This window comes from Undibacterium pigrum (assembly GCF_003201815.1).
In the GTDB taxonomy this organism is placed as follows: domain Bacteria; phylum Pseudomonadota; class Gammaproteobacteria; order Burkholderiales; family Burkholderiaceae_D; genus Undibacterium; species Undibacterium pigrum.
Genome location: NZ_QJKB01000002.1, coordinates 673832 through 688550, shown reverse-complemented (window position 1 = coordinate 688550; position 14719 = coordinate 673832). Strand labels below are relative to the sequence as shown.

Here is a 14719-nt window from a genome sequence, read left to right as displayed (position 1 = left end):
GATTGGCTGTTGATGAACACAGGCGCAATACTAAAATCATGATCAAATTCACACCAGAAAAATGTGGCAGACTGGATGTGAGCAGGGGTGAAATGGAAAGCAGGGCCTATCCACTACTGTCTCCACCTATCCGAACTTATCTGGACAGGCCTTGCACGACTTCATCTCTGTGCTGACGGCTGCATGGCAATCTCGTGTCATTCAGCAGCACCAGTTCTGCATCACCTTTTTGCGCAGGCAATATCTGGGCAATCTGATCCAGCCTGACTATATGGCTGCGGTGGCAACGCACAAAACCCTGGCCCAGCCTTTCCTGCAAACCCGACAAAGTTTGCCGCATCATATGTTGTTGCTGCGCAGTATGGATCATCACATAATTGTCTGCGGCTTCCAGCCTGAGGATATCTGCCAGCCTGATGACGGTGACACGGCCTTTTTCATTCAAGAGCAAATGCTGTTCTGCCTGGGCTTTCTTTGTACCGACCCGGCGCTCTTGCACTTTTTGCAGAGCGCGCAAGAACCTTGCTTCATCATAGGGCTTGAGCAGATAGTCGATCGCATTTGCATCAAAAGCCTGCAGGGCAAACTGGTCATAGGCAGTGACAAAAATAATCAGTGGCACAGGCGCGCTCAGTTGACTGGCGACGGTGATGCCATCCATCTCTGGCATTTGTATATCGAGGAAAACCAGATCGGGCTGCTGCTTTTGTATGCACTCCAGCGCTTCCCTGCCATCCCTGGCTTCTGATACGAGGGCGTCTGCCGCATGTTCGGCCACCAGGCGTCTGAGTTTGTCTCTCGCATAGGCTTCGTCATCGACGATGAGAATTTTCAAGGCGCTATGCCTCCGGCATCAATGGGCAGGCGTAATTCGGTCATGACACCTGATGGCTTCAGATTAATCAATTCCATGCTGGCTTTATCCTGATACAGGACTTGCAAGCGCTGGCGCAAATTGCTGATGCCTACGCCTGAGCCTTGCCCACTCTCCTGCAAATGACCTGCGTCATCCTCAATACGCAGGAGGACTTGCCCAGCCTCTTTATATGCACTGATTTTGATGTGAGTAAGCTGGCTACGTTTTTCCACCGTGTGCTTGAAACTGTTTTCCAGTATGGTTTGCAGGCTCATGACCGGCACTTTAGTGCTGAGCACATCGTCAGCAATATCCCAGTTAATTTCCACCCTGTCGACAAAACGCAGGCTCATCAGTTTTGCATAGGCTTGCAAGAGTTTCAGCTCATCTGCAAGAGTGGTTTCGCTATGCTGCCCCAGTTCCATGCTGGCACGTAGTAAAGTCGCAATCTGGCTCAGGGCAGTGTCGGCCAGTTTGACATCGGTATACATCAGCGATGAAATGGTATTGAGTACATTGAACAGAAAATGCGGCTGCATTTGCTGTGTCAGCCTGTGCAATTGCGCTTCGCGTAATAGTGCCTGGGATTTTTCTGCGTTTTCTTTTTCTTCCAGCAAAGAGGCATAGGCTTGCAGGCCAAAGATGACGACATAGAACATGCCAAAGAACATAAAGATCTTGCTGCACTCGTAGATATAAACCGTGATCCAGCCATCGTGATGATAGCTCAGCCCCAGCAAGGCATAGACTGCGTGACGCAGGCTGTACACCAGCACGACAAACAAACTACTGAATAGGGGCAAGGGCTTGATCTGTTGCCAGAACCATTTTCTTGGCGTCTGCAACAAATGCCTGTCAGTCAGTTTGCGTCTTTGCAGCAAGAGCAGCAGTGTGCCGACGAGAGCAGATGAGCTTTCCCAGAATATGGGTTCCCAGATATGCTTGCCGCCATCTTTGAGATGATCTTGCACGGCCACAGCCACCATCAATATCCAGAACAAAAACCAGCCTGTGAACACTGGTTTTTTGATCTTGTCCCAATACGCCAGCCCGTCCATCATTGCGCCACGAGAATACTGGTACCCAACCATTTACCACTCGTGCTCAAATCACGCGTCAGTTCCAGCACCAGTTTTTCTACAGCCATGGCAGCATTCGTTAGAGGGATATTCTTGGATGCGCACAGGGTTACGGTGCGCGACAGTTGTACATCGCTAATGGGGCAGGCGCGCATTTCGCCACGTTCAATTTCTGCCAGCATGGGTGAGACGGGCAAGATGGTAGCACCCATGTCAGCCAGCAGTGCTGACTTCAAAATTGCGATGGAAGTGATGTCGATGACATTTTCTATGTGCTTGCCCTGCTCCCTGACGACCTGCTCTATGCGTGGCCGCACGCCATGTTGTATGCTGGGTAAAATCAGGGTGGCCTGCAAAGCCTGGGCCAGGGTAATCGATTTGCGCTTGCAGGCAAATTGCGAATCCGTGCGTGTGATATACATCATTTCTTCTTCTACCAGTGGCTTGCTGGCAAAGCCGCCCAGTTGACCATCATCGAACAGGATGGCCAGGTTCAGGCGGCCTGAGCGTAATTGCTCGGTCAGGTTGCCCGTCAATTCTTCTGTCAGTTGAAAGACGATATCTGGGTAAGCTGCACGTACAGCTTTCAGCAAGGGAAAGGCCAGCGCGCCTGAAGCACTTTGCGGTATACCGAGCGCCACGGTGCCGCTGGGTTTGTCTGTCGATTGGGCGACGGCTGACCTGGCATCGCTGACTTGCTTCAAAATCGCCAGTGCATGTTCATAGAATATTTTACCGGCATCAGTGGCTTGCATGCCTTGCGCTGACCTGTGCAACAGGGTCGCACCCAGTTCTTCTTCAAGTTGCTGCAATTGCTGGGTCAGTGCTGGTTGCACGATATGCAGCACGCGCGCGGCGCGCGACAGCGAGCCGTGGTCAACGATGGCGACAAAATAACGTAGCTGGCGCAATTCCATTTTTTATTCCACAGGCTTGATGGCCCGTCTTTCTATCGATGAAGACAGGATCAGGGAAGTCGACGTCACACCGCAACGCGCCAGGCTGGTGATGACCCGCTCCAGCTCACGTACCGAAGGCGCAACGACTTTGACAATCACACAATCTTCGCCGGTAATAGCATGGCATTCAACTACTTCCGGTACTTGTTCAGCAATTTTTAAAACTGGCGTATCAGTTGCGCGGCTGGCAATGCGGACAAAAGCGGTGATGCCATAACCCAGTGCTTCTGGATTGACCCTGGCATGGTAGCCGGTGATGACATTGGCCGCCTCCATGCGCTTGACCCTTTCAGTCACGGCAGGCTGGCTCAGATGTATGCGCCGCCCTATCTCTGCCATCGTGACCCTGGCATCAGCCTGCAAAATCTCGAGGATTTTTCCATCCATCAGGTCCAATTCTATTTTCATGGGAAAAACCTGCTTTTTCGTTGAGATTAAAAGAAATGTACCTGATTTACCTTTGATTATCCATTCAAAATTCAATGTCACTAACATACACTGTTTATCCGAATAGGATTTACGCAAAATTGTCCCAGCAAGGCGTCAGCGACGAAGACAGTACTTTAGTACCGAATCTTGCAAAATGCGGGAGCTGCAACGCAGCTGGGGCGGTTTTGCGTAAATCCTACTGAAATCAATCCAAGCTGCCACTGCCATGCGCCATTTGCCACGTAAAGTCTTATTCGCCCTGCTCACCGTCTATATAGTCTGGGGCTCCACTTACTTTGCCATACAGGTGGCACTAAAGGCTTTCCCGCCTTTCATGATGATAGGCACGCGCTTTTTGGTGGCAGGCGCCATTCTGTATGCCTGGCAAAAATGGCGCGGTGCAGCCAACCCGACTTTGCGTGAATGGCGCGATGGCGGCATAGTCGGTATTTTGATGCTGGGGGGTGGGACTGGCTTGACGGCAGTGGCACAGCAATATGTATCTTCTGGCCTGACTGCAGTCTTCATTGCCTGCTCACCCATGATTTTGTCTGGCTTGTCTGGCATGTTTGGTGACTGGCCCAAGCGTCGTGAATGGACTGGCATACTCTGCGGCTTTGCTGGTGCCCTGTTGCTGGCATCTGATGGCCAATTCTCGGCACAACCTCTGGGCATCTTGTTCTTGCTGGGGGCGATACTGTGCTGGGACGTGGGTTCGATTTTGTCGCAAAAGAAACTCAAGATGGCGGCGGGCGGCATGGGCTTTGCCAGTGAAATGCTGGTAGGTGGCTTGTTCCTGTTCATCATCAGCCTGTTCAAGGGTGAGCAACTGACTGGCGAAGTCACCGTCAACGCGGTGGCAGCCTGGGCCTATCTGGTAGTCGCCGGTTCGCTGCTGGCATTTACTGCATACATGTATTTATTGTCCAAAGTACCGGCTGGCCTGGCTGCCAGTTATGCCTATGTCAACCCGGTGATTGCGGTTGCGCTGGGTGTGGTATTTGGTGGTGAACATCTGTCCATGCGCGAAATGCTGGCCATGAGCATCATCCTGGGCAGCGTGGTTGTGCTGACCAGTGCGCATCAAAAACCCAAGGAACAGACTGCCAGTTGATTTGGAATATAGCCAGCGACAGCAAAGCCTGAGCGGCATGCTGTCCTGTCCAGCCTTAAAAGAATTCTGCCGTATCGTTGGAAACTTCGGTATGCAAATCACCGCTGGTGACCAGGGCATCGTAATAACAGGTACGGTTACGGCCACTGCTCTTGGCGAAATACAGGGCCTGGTCAGCCCGGCCAACGATGGCTACGGCGGGCTCGAACGGGTCTATGCGGGCATAGCCTATGCTGATGGTCACCGTCCCCACCTGCGGGAAATGATGTTGCTCTACATTCTGGCGGAAACGCTCAAAAATGCTGTGCGCATCTTCTTGTGAAGTCGAACGTAGCAAAATCACAAATTCTTCCCCACCAAAACGGAAGAGCCGATCAGAAGGACGGAAAGAACTGCGCAAGAGATTGGCGATCAGGATCAGGACTTCATCGCCATATAAATGCCCAAACTGGTCATTCACACGTTTGAAGTGGTCAATGTCCAGTACCGCCAGCCAGTGCTGGCGCTCGGGCTCATGACTGCGACGCTCTTCTTCTTCACGCTCTGCCTCCGTGCTGGCCTGCTGTTGCAAGGCACTGCTGCGCAAGACTTTGGAAAAATTGTCATCAAAAGTCTTGCGATTGAGCAAACCAGTCAATGAATCACGTTCGCTATAGTCAAGCAGGTTCTGGAAGTTGCGATAGACAATCAGCATGCCGCTGACGACTTCCATGGTAGTGGTCGTGTAATTGGCGGGCTTGTAGATTTCCAGACAAGTATGCAGCTTTTCATTGATCCAGATGGGCAGCCAGATGATCTTGCCACCGTCTATGGAATGTTCTATGACTTGCTGCTGCAGTGCAATACCCTCTTTCAACTGAGGGTAGAGTTCTATGGAATCGCTGGATGAGGGCGCAGTATGGGTTTCGTCGGCAATGGCGACATCCCCCTCCTTGATACTGATATGCGGTTTGATAAAGACTTGCTGACCGACAGAAACAACATCGAGTACCCGCGCCGACTCTGCGTGCGTCAATTGACGCAGCGCAGTAATTACTGAAATATTCAGTAAGTCATGATCGCGGTGCCCGGTAATTTCTACCAGGTGTTTAATGATTGATTCCATGCCCTGTATTCCTGCATCTTCCTGCCGATTCCAGCCGATCCCTGCATCATTACCAGTACGAACTCGCCGACAATAAACAGCATGGTAGCTTACCAGTGCGCAAATTGCCCTTATACAATAGTATAACAAACAGGGCTGGCTTTACCTGATATTCTGCAAACAATTCCAGCGCGGACATGTTTTAGGTAAAAAGTACTAAATATTCCGACAAAAATTTTTGCAAATAACGACAAGCTTTCTGTCCGGCGCAGAACTAAAGTAATATAACAAGAGAGCATTTAAACCACTTTATTGGCAGGATGAAACCATGCGTAATCGACCCGTGAAGTTCTCCTCCCCAGCCATGATGGCGATTTTGATGTCTGTCATGTTGGCAAGCAGCGCCGCATATGCTGGCGCTGTAGTCCAGGTCACCGACATCAGTGGCCAGCCTGTCCAGGATGCGGTGGTCTACGCAGAACTTGCCAGCGGCCCCCAGCTTGCCAAAACGGCCAATGCCGAGATACAGCAAAAAGACAAAAAATTCATGCCCTTTGTCACGGTGGTACAAACTGGCACCTCGATCTCTTTTCCCAACAATGACACGGTCAGGCATCACGCCTATTCATTTTCACCGGCCAAGCCCTTTGAATTAAAGCTGTATTCAGGCAAACCTGCTGCCCCCATCATCTTTGACAAAGCAGGAACGGTAGTGGTCGGCTGCAATATCCACGACCAGATGGTGGCCTATATCCATATAGTCGACACACCCTATTTCGCCAAGACCGATGCTGCCGGCACGGCCCGGCTACCGAATATGCCAGTCGGTAAATATGTCCTGAAGACCTGGCACCCGAAACAGCCAACAACAGCCAGCGTGCAGGAGCAAGGCCTGCAAATGGACAATAGCAACCCTGGTGTGGCGGTCAAACTGAATTACAAGGCCATTTAAGATTACTTTTCCATGTACATATTGAGGAAAGTTCATGCGTTTGCATAGTTTGGAAAGCCGTGTCGTTACCCTCTTCATAGGCTTGCTATTGACGGTACAACTGGCAGCTTATTTTGCCATTGGCAATGCCATAGACAGGAACGCGCGCACTGCAGTTGAAGAGAATTTGAAAATCAATGAAAAATTCCTGTTGCGCCTGCTGGATCAGAACGCACAAAAACTCATACAAGGCGCGATCGTACTCGCCAAGGATTATGCTTTTCGCGAAGCCATAGGTACGCATGACACTGAAACCATCGTTTCCACTCTGTCCAATCACGGCAAGCGCATAGGCTCAGACCTGACCATGCTTGTCGGCCTGGACAGGAAAATCACAGCCTATTCAAATACCAGCAAAAGCAACCGTAACAACGCAGCGAACGATGAATTGAGCAGCAGCCTGCAACAATCGGTTGCCGCATTGATACATACGGCAGAAAAATCCGGCAGTGCTGCCAGCACGGCCATAGTTGATGGCAAACCCTATCAAATGGTGGTCGTGCCTATCGAGGCGCCCGTCACGATTAGCTGGGTAGTCATGGCCATCCCCATAGGTAAAGCCCTGGTGACGGATATGCATGAACTGTCACGCATGCAAATCAGTTTGCTGACGTCTGAAAAACAGGGGCGCTGGACAGCCAATGTCTCCAGCCTCAGTGATGACAATGCCAACAGGCTGGCGCAACAATTACCAAGTGCGGAAAAACAGGTCAGTTACCTGCCTGCCTTGCAAATCGATGAAGACCAATACAGCGCTCGCATACTCAAACTGGCACAGAATGAAGAATTCAGCACCATCGCCGTATTGCAATTGTCCATCAGCCAGGCAGTTGCCCCCTACAAGGAATTACAACGCAATATCCTGATACTGACGGTGTTCGGTGCACTCGTTGCCAGCATCATCAGTGCCATCACGGCCCGCCGCATTACCGGGCCGGTGCGGCAACTGGCCGAGACAGCACGCAGCCTGGGTGCAGGTGATTACACAGCCACCATCAATGTCAAACAAAAGGATGAGATTGGCGATCTGGCGCGCACCTTCATGACCATGCGCGATGGCATCGCCCAGCGTGAAAAAGAAATCAGCCGCCTGGCTTATTGGGATACGCTGACCAATTTACCCAACCGTGCGCTGTTCACCGACATGCTGGAAGAAGCCATCGCCAGCGCACGCTCCCACGAAAAGTCCTGCTATGTCCTGATGATGGACCTTGACCGTTTCAAGCATGTCAATGACGTCATGGGCCACCGCTTTGGTGACATCCTGTTGAACCAGGTTGCCATACGCCTGTCTGCCGAACTGGGGCCGGGTGGTACCAAACCGGCACGTCTGGGTGGTGATGAATTTGCCATCCTGCTGCCAAACAGCACCACGGAAAATGCGCAGGACCTGGCCAACCGCATCCTGCGTTCGCTGGAAAAACCGATTTCCATAGAAGACCAGACTGTTGATCTGGGTGCGGGTATAGGCATCGCCGGTTTCCCTGATCATGCCAGTGATGCCCAAGGCTTGCTGAGCCGGGTCGAAGTCGCCATGTATGCGGCAAAACTGGGAAATAGCGGTGCCATCATCTATTCACCCGACATTGATAAATCCAGCCAGCAAAGCCTGTCACTACTCAGTGAACTGCGGGCTGCGCTGGAGCAGCAAGCCTTCCGCCTGTATGTGCAACCCAAGGTTGGGCTGGATCATGGCAAGGTCGTGGCAGTTGAAGCACTGGTACGCTGGATACATCCTGAGCGCGGCTTTATCTTCCCTGACCAGTTCATCCCCTTTGCCGAGCAAACCGGTTTCATACGCCAGCTCACACATTGGGTCATGAATGAGGCAGCACGGGTATGCCAGGTCTGGAAAGAACAGGGCATACAATTGAAAATCTCAGTGAATATTTCTACCCGTGATTTGCTGGACCAGGACTTGCCTGGCAAATTTGCCCAGATACTGCAGACCAATCATGTTGAAGCAGCTTCATTTTGTCTGGAAATTACCGAGAGTGCCATCATGGATGACCCGGTCAGGGCTTTCCAGACGCTGGATCGCCTGCATGCCATGGGACTGGAATTATCGATAGATGATTTTGGTACTGGCTATTCGTCCCTGGCTTACCTGAAACGCCTGCCAGTCCACGAATTGAAGATAGATAAATCTTTCGTGCTGAAAATGGAAGAGGATATTGACGATACCAAGATCGTCAAGTCCACTATAGACCTGGGTCACAACATGGGCTTGCGCGTGGTTGCCGAAGGAGTGGAAAACCTGGCCGTCATGAATCTGCTTAAAGAAATGGGCTGCGACCAGGCTCAGGGTTATTACATCAGCAAACCCATGCCTTCAGCCGATTTGCCTGCCTGGCTTGGCAAATGGCAAGAACAACAGACGCAAGCACCATCGTAATCACAATCATACTCACAGCCAGGCTGAAACCAGCTCAGGCCAGATGCACAAACTGGCTGGACTTGCGGTCACGCTTGCGGTTATACATGCGGCTGTCAGCAATCTTGATCAGGCGCACATAGTCGCTGCCGTCTTCAGGGAAACTGGCCCAGCCTATCGATACGCCAACACTGACGACGATATCGTCCAGTGAAATGGGTTGCTCGACAACATTGCAGATTTTCTCCACCATGTTATTGATGTCTATGGAATTCTTGGTATCTTTCAGCAGCAAGACAAATTCATCACCGCCATAGCGCGCTACCTCATCGGTATCGCGTATGGCTGAACGCAGGCGGGCAGCAATGATGACCAGCGCCTTGTCACCGGCGTCATGGCCATGATTATCATTGATGTACTTGAAGCGATCCAGGTCGATGAACAAGAGGCTGAAGCCTTCGCTGGCACTGGGGTTTTCGAGTGCCTGTTTTTGCAGATAATTGATCTGGGCGAACAGGGATTCACGATTTGCCACCTGGGTCAGCTTGTCATAGCGCAGCTTGTTTTCCATTTCGACAAAAGTCTGGGCCAGCATGCCTATCTCGTCGGTACGCAGGATTTGCAGGCTGGGCATGGGTTCGCCGTTGCCAAATTTTTCTGCCGCTGAAGTCAGCTTGCGGATATCACGTATGACGCGTTCAACGATGGTCAGGCCTATGGTCAGCGCAAAGATGATACAAGCCACGGCTATCACCATGCTTTGCATGAAACCCTGATTGATACTGCTCATGAAATCGGCGCGCGGCACAGCGACCACGGTCAGCCAGTTCAAGCCCTGCTTGTTACCCAGCGGTGAGATCGCCACATCAATTGTGCCACTGCTCAGCTCTATGGACTGGGTCTGGGTAGCAGGCAATTTCAAGTTCCCCACCTTTTGAAAGGTTTCGCTGATCAAGGGGGTTTTCATATCGATGGCACGCATGCGCTCAGGTGTGCCATTGACGGTACGCTCAGGCAGTTCCTGCCCTGAAGTCGCGACGATATAGCCATCGGCATCGACGATATAGGCAACACTGTTTTTACTGATTTCCAGCTTGCGCAAGAAATTTGACAATTCCTTGAGGGTCAAATCCGTTGCCATGACACCAGCAAATTCATGGTTCTTTTGATAGACGGACTTGGCCAGGGTAATGGTCGGGTAATGGAAAGAAAAATTATTATAGATTTTTGACCATACCGGCTTTTCCGAATTTTGCGCTATCTTGTACCAGGGCCGCAGGCGCGGGTCAAAGTCATCGCTGCGCAGAACATTTGAACGGTCGCCAACATGGCTGACCCGAAATACCGTGCGCTTGTCGCCATCAGGCTCACGCCAGAACAGTTGCACGGTCTCCTTAGAGATCCGGTAGACGCCGACAAAGCGGCCGTCACTGCCACCGAAGTAGACGTAATTATTCACATCCATGAACAAGCCGCTGGCTGCCCAGAATTTCTCTTCCAGGGATTTCATGTCGGAAGAAAAATTTTGTTCCTTTGGCAAATTGCTGGTGCTGGGCGCTACTGATTCCAGTGCGATCAGGGCACCATCCAGGTGTTTTTCAGTCGCATGATTGATACGGTTCACCATGTCCACCAGAATGCGCTGGGTCAGGGTATAGACGGCATCCGTCCCGGCCTTCATGGAGACCCAGCCTATGGCGGCAGACACACCGATAACCAGCACGGTAATCGGTATCACCAATTCTCTACGCAAAGACGAACGACTCATACTTGGGCTCAAAAAAAAGCGATCGGTAATTTTCTCTTGCTTGCTCTGTCCTGCATCCTTCCAATCCCGACATGTTGCATGTGTCAGCGTTTTTCAGAATTATTCCCAGAAGGAAATTCAGGGGGCTTAAGTATATACCGTTAAAAATTGTTAAAACCAACTTATGCCACAACACAGAAATTAAATCTTGCGTATTGTGGTAAAGGGACGCTTGCATCACGTCAATATACCAAACAAGATACTGAGCAAGATACTAAGTTCAGCCTGGTTTTTCATCCATTTTTAATAAATTGAACCGGTTAAGCCCAAGGAAATTTCCCTGAGGCAACCAACTTATTATGGACTTATACGTCACCGATAGCGAAGTTGCGCAGTTAGAACGGCGTTTGACCGGTACGGTGACGCAAGAACAACTGGATGAGGCGCTGAAGCTGGCCTGGCATTTGCGCCAGCGCAATAGCGCCCGCGCCTTGCTGTTATGTGAAACGATCAGCAATTTACTGAATAACTCCAGCCGTAGCGACACTGACAAGGCATTGGTCTACCTTCGCCTGCAATTAATACGGGCAGAAGAAAAATGGCTGCATGCCGACCTTGATGGTGCTGCTGCCATTGTACAGGCCATACTCAGGCACCCCGACATCCATCTAGACCGCGCCAGTCTCAGCGATGCTCACCGCATGCTGGGTTTTATATTTTCAGACCAGGGCAAGCATGTCGAATGCGACATAGAGATGGCCATCTCCATAGACGAAGCCAGCAAGGCCGATGATATCCTGCGCAAGCAAAGCACTGCTGCAGCACTGGCCAGAGTCGCCGTCTTACGCGATGACAAGCTGGCAAAGTCTTATTTTGACCGCCATTTTGAATCCCGCAACCCTCCCAGAGAAATCCATCCCGGACTGGCTGCGCTGATGAATGATTTCCTGGGTTTGTATGCTGGCCTTAACGGGCAAGTCGATGAATCCGGTGTTTTCCTGAAAAAAGCTTATGAGCAGTGCCTGGAATCTGGCCAGATACGACGCGGTATTCTGACGGCAGCCAATATTGGTTACAACTACAGCAATGCAAATGATTTTGAATCTGCACTTGAATGGCTGCAAAAAGCCCTGAAGCTGGCTAAACCCACAGGCTGGTCGCCCAGCATAGGAAATTGCCTGATGCAAATCGGCGACACTTTGCGCAGAATGGGCTCACTTGATGCGGCTGAACATATGTTGCATGAAGCCCTGGAGCAATTGGCCAAACTCACCAATTCACGCAATTATGCCCTCACCATCAGCGTGCTGGCCGATGTGGCACTGGACCGCCGTGACTATCATCTTGCACTGAATCTGTTTACCCAGCTCAGCATGCTGCCGGGCGCACAGGAACAGGCGGACTTGCAAGAGACAGCAAGCCACGGACAAGCCAGGGCCCAGGCCAAACTCAAGACCACCACACGCGAAGCCACTACCAGCAAAACTGCGGCACTTGTTGCAAAGCGTTAATTCGGCTTGTATCGGCTTGCATTCGGCTTGTATAAGCTTCGCCAAGCTTGTATAAATAAATCTTGTACAGTTTCGCACCGGCAAGATGCTGCTTAGCTCTGCTTCGTTCGCTTTGCTTCATTTTTTCAGCCGCAACAATTCACATGCAGCCAAGATCTCAACTACTTATTTCCAGCCTGGCCCTGCTCTGCATGATGCATGCGAGTCTGGCTGTCGCTCAAGTCTTGCCCTCGCCTGACCAGGGCAGGCTGCTGGCCACTGGCGGGGTCACGCAACTGGAAGGAGCAGGCGGCGGCGGGCTGACGCCGTGGGCAACCATCACCGGCTATGGCAGTGAAGACAGCTATGGTGTGACTGCGCATATCACCCAGGTTGGCACGCAGGATTACCGTTTACGCACAGCCGGTGTCGCCATAGGCATCGCCGACAGACTGGAACTCTCGCTGGCAAATCAAAAATTTACTGGCAGTCTGGCACCGCTGGACAAGCTGGAATTACAGCAGGACATCCTTGGCATCAAACTCAAAATTGCCGGTGACCTGGTCACCGATCAGGACAGCTGGCAACCCCAGGTAGCCATTGGTGCCATGTATAAACGCAATCATGTCATCAAGGGCCTGGAGGCATTGGGTATCACCAGTGTCAAACAGCTTGGTGCCATCAATGACAGCGGTGTGGATTACTATCTGTCTGCCACCAAGCTGCTGCTGGATCACAGCCTGCTGATCAATGGTACTTTGCGCCTCAGTAAAGCAAACCAGATGGGCTTGCTGGGTTTTGGGGGTGACAAGCGCAAGCAGTATCAACTCTTGCCTGAAGTATCGCTGGGCTATCTGATCAACCGTAAGCTGGTACTTGGCCTGGAATACCGCAGCAAGCCTCAGAACCTGGCAGTCGATAATGAAAAAGCGTATTACGATGCCTTCCTGGCCTGGTTCCCAAACAAGAACATATCACTGACGCTGGCTTATGCGCATCTGGGCGACATCACAGTCTTCAATCCTAAAAACCAGCGTGGCTGGTATGTCTCTCTGCAAATCGCTCAGTAAGGAAGGCCTCATGAAAATATATAGCTTTATCCTGGCGATTTTACTGAGCTTCAATACGGCAGTTCACGCGCAAACAGGTGCAGCCAGTTTGTACCAGGACCTTGGCAACGAAGCTGGTATCAGCAAGATTGTTGATGAAAGCATTATCATCTTCTTGCAGGACGCACGTATCAAGGACACATTCAAGGAAACCAATATTCCTCGTCTTGCACAATTATTGAAAGAACAATTTTGCGTCATCAGCGGCGGTCCCTGCAAATACAGTGGCGACGACATGAAGGTCGTGCATCAGGGCCTGGGCATCAATGCTGCGCAGTTTTATGCGCTGGCAGAAGATGTGCAAATCGCCATGGATAAACTGGGTATTTCATCTGCCACACAAAATCGCCTGATGGCCTTACTCGCGCCCATGAAGCGCGACATCGTTTTCCCAAAACCCAGGACTTGATTATTTTTTGCATCATCCCTGAATCTGATTTTCAGTAGCCTTCGTATATAGAACAGATGTGCGACTGATGTGTGATGTAGTCGTGCAGTATTGCTGCTTGATCTAGAGGAGATATGATGCAAATAAGGAAAAAAATTATCAGCCTGGCCCTGCTAAGCAGCAGTGCTGCCTGCATGCAAACCAGCCTGGCACAGGACATGTTGAAACCCGATATGGGCAAGCTGACCGCGACTGGTGGCGTCAGCCAGTTGGAAGGCGCGGGTGGTGGCGGTTTGACACCCTGGGCACTCATCACTGGCTATGGCACGCGTGACAGCTATGGTGCAAATGCCCATTACACACAAGTCAATACCCAGGATTACAGCCTGAAAACCTATGGCGTCGCTGTTGGTATAGCTGACCGCGTCGAGCTGTCACTGGCCAGCCAGGAATTCACCGGTTCATTAGCACCCCTGAATGCCTTGAATATCAAGCAAGACATTTTTGGCCTCAAGGTCAAGCTCGCAGGCGACGCTGTGTATGAGCAAGATAGCTGGATGCCACAGATCGCAGTCGGTGCCATGTATAAGCGTAACAAGGGCATAGGTGGCCTGGGTGCACTGGGCGTAACGAATGTCAAGCAACTGGGTGCCAAAGACGATAGCGGTGTTGACTACTATGTGTCCGCCACCAAGATACTGCTGGAACAAAGTCTGCTGCTGAACGGCACCTTGCGCATGACCAAGGCCAACCAGATGGGCATACTGGGTTTTGGCGGCGACAAGAAAGACAGCTATCGCCCCATGCTGGAAACCTCGGTTGCTTATCTGCTCAACCGCAAACTGGCAGTCGGTGCTGAGTACCGCATGAAACCACGCAATCTGGGCGTGGATAATGAAAAAGATTATTACGATGTGTTCCTTGCCTGGTTCCCCAGCAAAAATGTGTCTGTCACTGCCGCCTATGCAACGCTCGGCGACATCACCATCTTCAATCCCAAAAACCAGCGCGGCTGGTACTTGTCCCTGCAAGCCGGATTCTAAGACCCTCACTGATAGCAACACGTGGCAACTCATAGCGACACATTTGAAAGATCACA

General features: G+C 51.3%; 13 protein-coding genes. 7 read left to right on the top strand and 6 right to left on the bottom strand.

Annotated features, from left to right (window positions below; all coding sequences use genetic code 11):
- Positions 1–136: 136 nt before the first annotated feature.
- The 4 genes from DFR42_RS10050 to DFR42_RS10035 are packed head-to-tail and all read right to left on the bottom strand — an operon-like array spanning position 137 to position 3302.
- Positions 137–835, bottom strand: a complete 699-nt coding sequence (locus DFR42_RS10050; protein ID WP_110254810.1) for a LytR/AlgR family response regulator transcription factor — start codon at positions 833–835, stop codon at positions 137–139.
- The gene (locus DFR42_RS10045; protein ID WP_245936904.1) at positions 832–1947 is read right to left on the bottom strand and encodes a sensor histidine kinase; all 1116 of its coding nucleotides are present in this window, start codon (positions 1945–1947) and stop codon (positions 832–834) included. The genes DFR42_RS10050 and DFR42_RS10045 overlap by 4 nt, the downstream gene beginning before the upstream one ends.
- Positions 1914–2852 carry a LysR substrate-binding domain-containing protein gene (locus DFR42_RS10040; protein ID WP_110254808.1) on the bottom strand — a complete coding sequence of 313 codons (939 nt, stop codon included), beginning with the start codon at positions 2850–2852 and terminating at the stop codon, positions 1914–1916. The genes DFR42_RS10045 and DFR42_RS10040 overlap by 34 nt, the downstream gene beginning before the upstream one ends.
- 3 nt (positions 2853–2855) lie before the next feature.
- Entirely contained in the window at positions 2856–3302 is a 447-nt protein-coding gene (locus DFR42_RS10035) for an Lrp/AsnC family transcriptional regulator (protein WP_110254807.1), read from the bottom strand.
- A 247-nt stretch (positions 3303–3549) separates the two neighbouring features.
- On the opposite strand from DFR42_RS10035, the gene yedA reads away from it, so the two are divergent.
- Complete coding sequence (yedA, locus tag DFR42_RS10030) at positions 3550–4437, top strand: drug/metabolite exporter YedA (RefSeq protein WP_110254806.1); 888 nt, start codon at positions 3550–3552, stop codon at positions 4435–4437.
- A 55-nt stretch (positions 4438–4492) separates the two neighbouring features.
- Here the strand turns inward: yedA and DFR42_RS10025 are convergent, their stop codons facing one another.
- Positions 4493–5542 carry a GGDEF domain-containing protein gene (locus DFR42_RS10025; RefSeq protein ID WP_110254805.1) on the bottom strand — a complete coding sequence of 350 codons (1050 nt, stop codon included), beginning with the start codon at positions 5540–5542 and terminating at the stop codon, positions 4493–4495.
- A gap of 307 nt (positions 5543–5849) precedes the next feature.
- On the opposite strand from DFR42_RS10025, the gene DFR42_RS10020 reads away from it, so the two are divergent.
- Both DFR42_RS10020 and DFR42_RS10015 read left to right on the top strand, forming a co-directional pair.
- The gene (locus tag DFR42_RS10020) at positions 5850–6473 is read left to right on the top strand and encodes a methylamine utilization protein (protein WP_110254804.1); all 624 of its coding nucleotides are present in this window, start codon (positions 5850–5852) and stop codon (positions 6471–6473) included.
- A 34-nt stretch (positions 6474–6507) separates the two neighbouring features.
- The gene (locus DFR42_RS10015) at positions 6508–8907 is read left to right on the top strand and encodes a bifunctional diguanylate cyclase/phosphodiesterase (RefSeq protein WP_110254803.1); all 2400 of its coding nucleotides are present in this window, start codon (positions 6508–6510) and stop codon (positions 8905–8907) included.
- Between the two features lie 34 nt (positions 8908–8941).
- Here the strand turns inward: DFR42_RS10015 and DFR42_RS10010 are convergent, their stop codons facing one another.
- Positions 8942–10654: a sensor domain-containing diguanylate cyclase gene (locus DFR42_RS10010; protein ID WP_110254802.1), complete on the bottom strand. Its 1713-nt coding sequence runs from the start codon at positions 10652–10654 to the stop codon at positions 8942–8944.
- A 338-nt stretch (positions 10655–10992) separates the two neighbouring features.
- Between DFR42_RS10010 and DFR42_RS10005 the strand changes: the two genes are divergently transcribed.
- The 4 genes from DFR42_RS10005 (at position 10993) to DFR42_RS09990 (ending at position 14663) form a co-directional block, all read left to right on the top strand.
- Positions 10993–12144: a tetratricopeptide repeat protein gene (locus DFR42_RS10005; protein ID WP_110254801.1), complete on the top strand. Its 1152-nt coding sequence runs from the start codon at positions 10993–10995 to the stop codon at positions 12142–12144.
- Positions 12145–12335: 191 nt separating this feature from the next.
- A complete protein-coding gene (locus DFR42_RS10000) occupies positions 12336–13193 on the top strand; it encodes a DUF3034 family protein (RefSeq protein WP_245936916.1) in 858 nt (285 codons plus the stop codon).
- A gap of 10 nt (positions 13194–13203) precedes the next feature.
- Positions 13204–13641 carry a group I truncated hemoglobin gene (locus DFR42_RS09995; RefSeq protein WP_110254799.1) on the top strand — a complete coding sequence of 146 codons (438 nt, stop codon included), beginning with the start codon at positions 13204–13206 and terminating at the stop codon, positions 13639–13641.
- Positions 13642–13814: 173 nt separating this feature from the next.
- Positions 13815–14663: a DUF3034 family protein gene (locus DFR42_RS09990; RefSeq protein ID WP_245936915.1), complete on the top strand. Its 849-nt coding sequence runs from the start codon at positions 13815–13817 to the stop codon at positions 14661–14663.
- Positions 14664–14719: the final 56 nt, after the last annotated feature.

Coding starts and splice junctions, on each gene's coding strand:
- DFR42_RS10045 (WP_245936904.1), bottom strand. CDS start 1,947: ATGGTTGGGTACCAGTATTCTCGTGGCGCAATGATGGACGGGCTGGCG.
- DFR42_RS10040 (WP_110254808.1), bottom strand. CDS start 2,852: ATGGAATTGCGCCAGCTACGTTATTTTGTCGCCATCGTTGACCACGGC.
- DFR42_RS10035 (WP_110254807.1), bottom strand. CDS start 3,302: ATGAAAATAGAATTGGACCTGATGGATGGAAAAATCCTCGAGATTTTG.
- yedA (WP_110254806.1), top strand. CDS start 3,550: ATGCGCCATTTGCCACGTAAAGTCTTATTCGCCCTGCTCACCGTCTAT.
- DFR42_RS10025 (WP_110254805.1), bottom strand. CDS start 5,542: ATGGAATCAATCATTAAACACCTGGTAGAAATTACCGGGCACCGCGAT.
- DFR42_RS10020 (WP_110254804.1), top strand. CDS start 5,850: ATGCGTAATCGACCCGTGAAGTTCTCCTCCCCAGCCATGATGGCGATT.
- DFR42_RS10015 (WP_110254803.1), top strand. CDS start 6,508: ATGCGTTTGCATAGTTTGGAAAGCCGTGTCGTTACCCTCTTCATAGGC.
- DFR42_RS10010 (WP_110254802.1), bottom strand. CDS start 10,654: ATGAGTCGTTCGTCTTTGCGTAGAGAATTGGTGATACCGATTACCGTG.
- DFR42_RS10005 (WP_110254801.1), top strand. CDS start 10,993: ATGGACTTATACGTCACCGATAGCGAAGTTGCGCAGTTAGAACGGCGT.
- DFR42_RS10000 (WP_245936916.1), top strand. CDS start 12,336: ATGATGCATGCGAGTCTGGCTGTCGCTCAAGTCTTGCCCTCGCCTGAC.
- DFR42_RS09995 (WP_110254799.1), top strand. CDS start 13,204: ATGAAAATATATAGCTTTATCCTGGCGATTTTACTGAGCTTCAATACG.
- DFR42_RS09990 (WP_245936915.1), top strand. CDS start 13,815: ATGCAAACCAGCCTGGCACAGGACATGTTGAAACCCGATATGGGCAAG.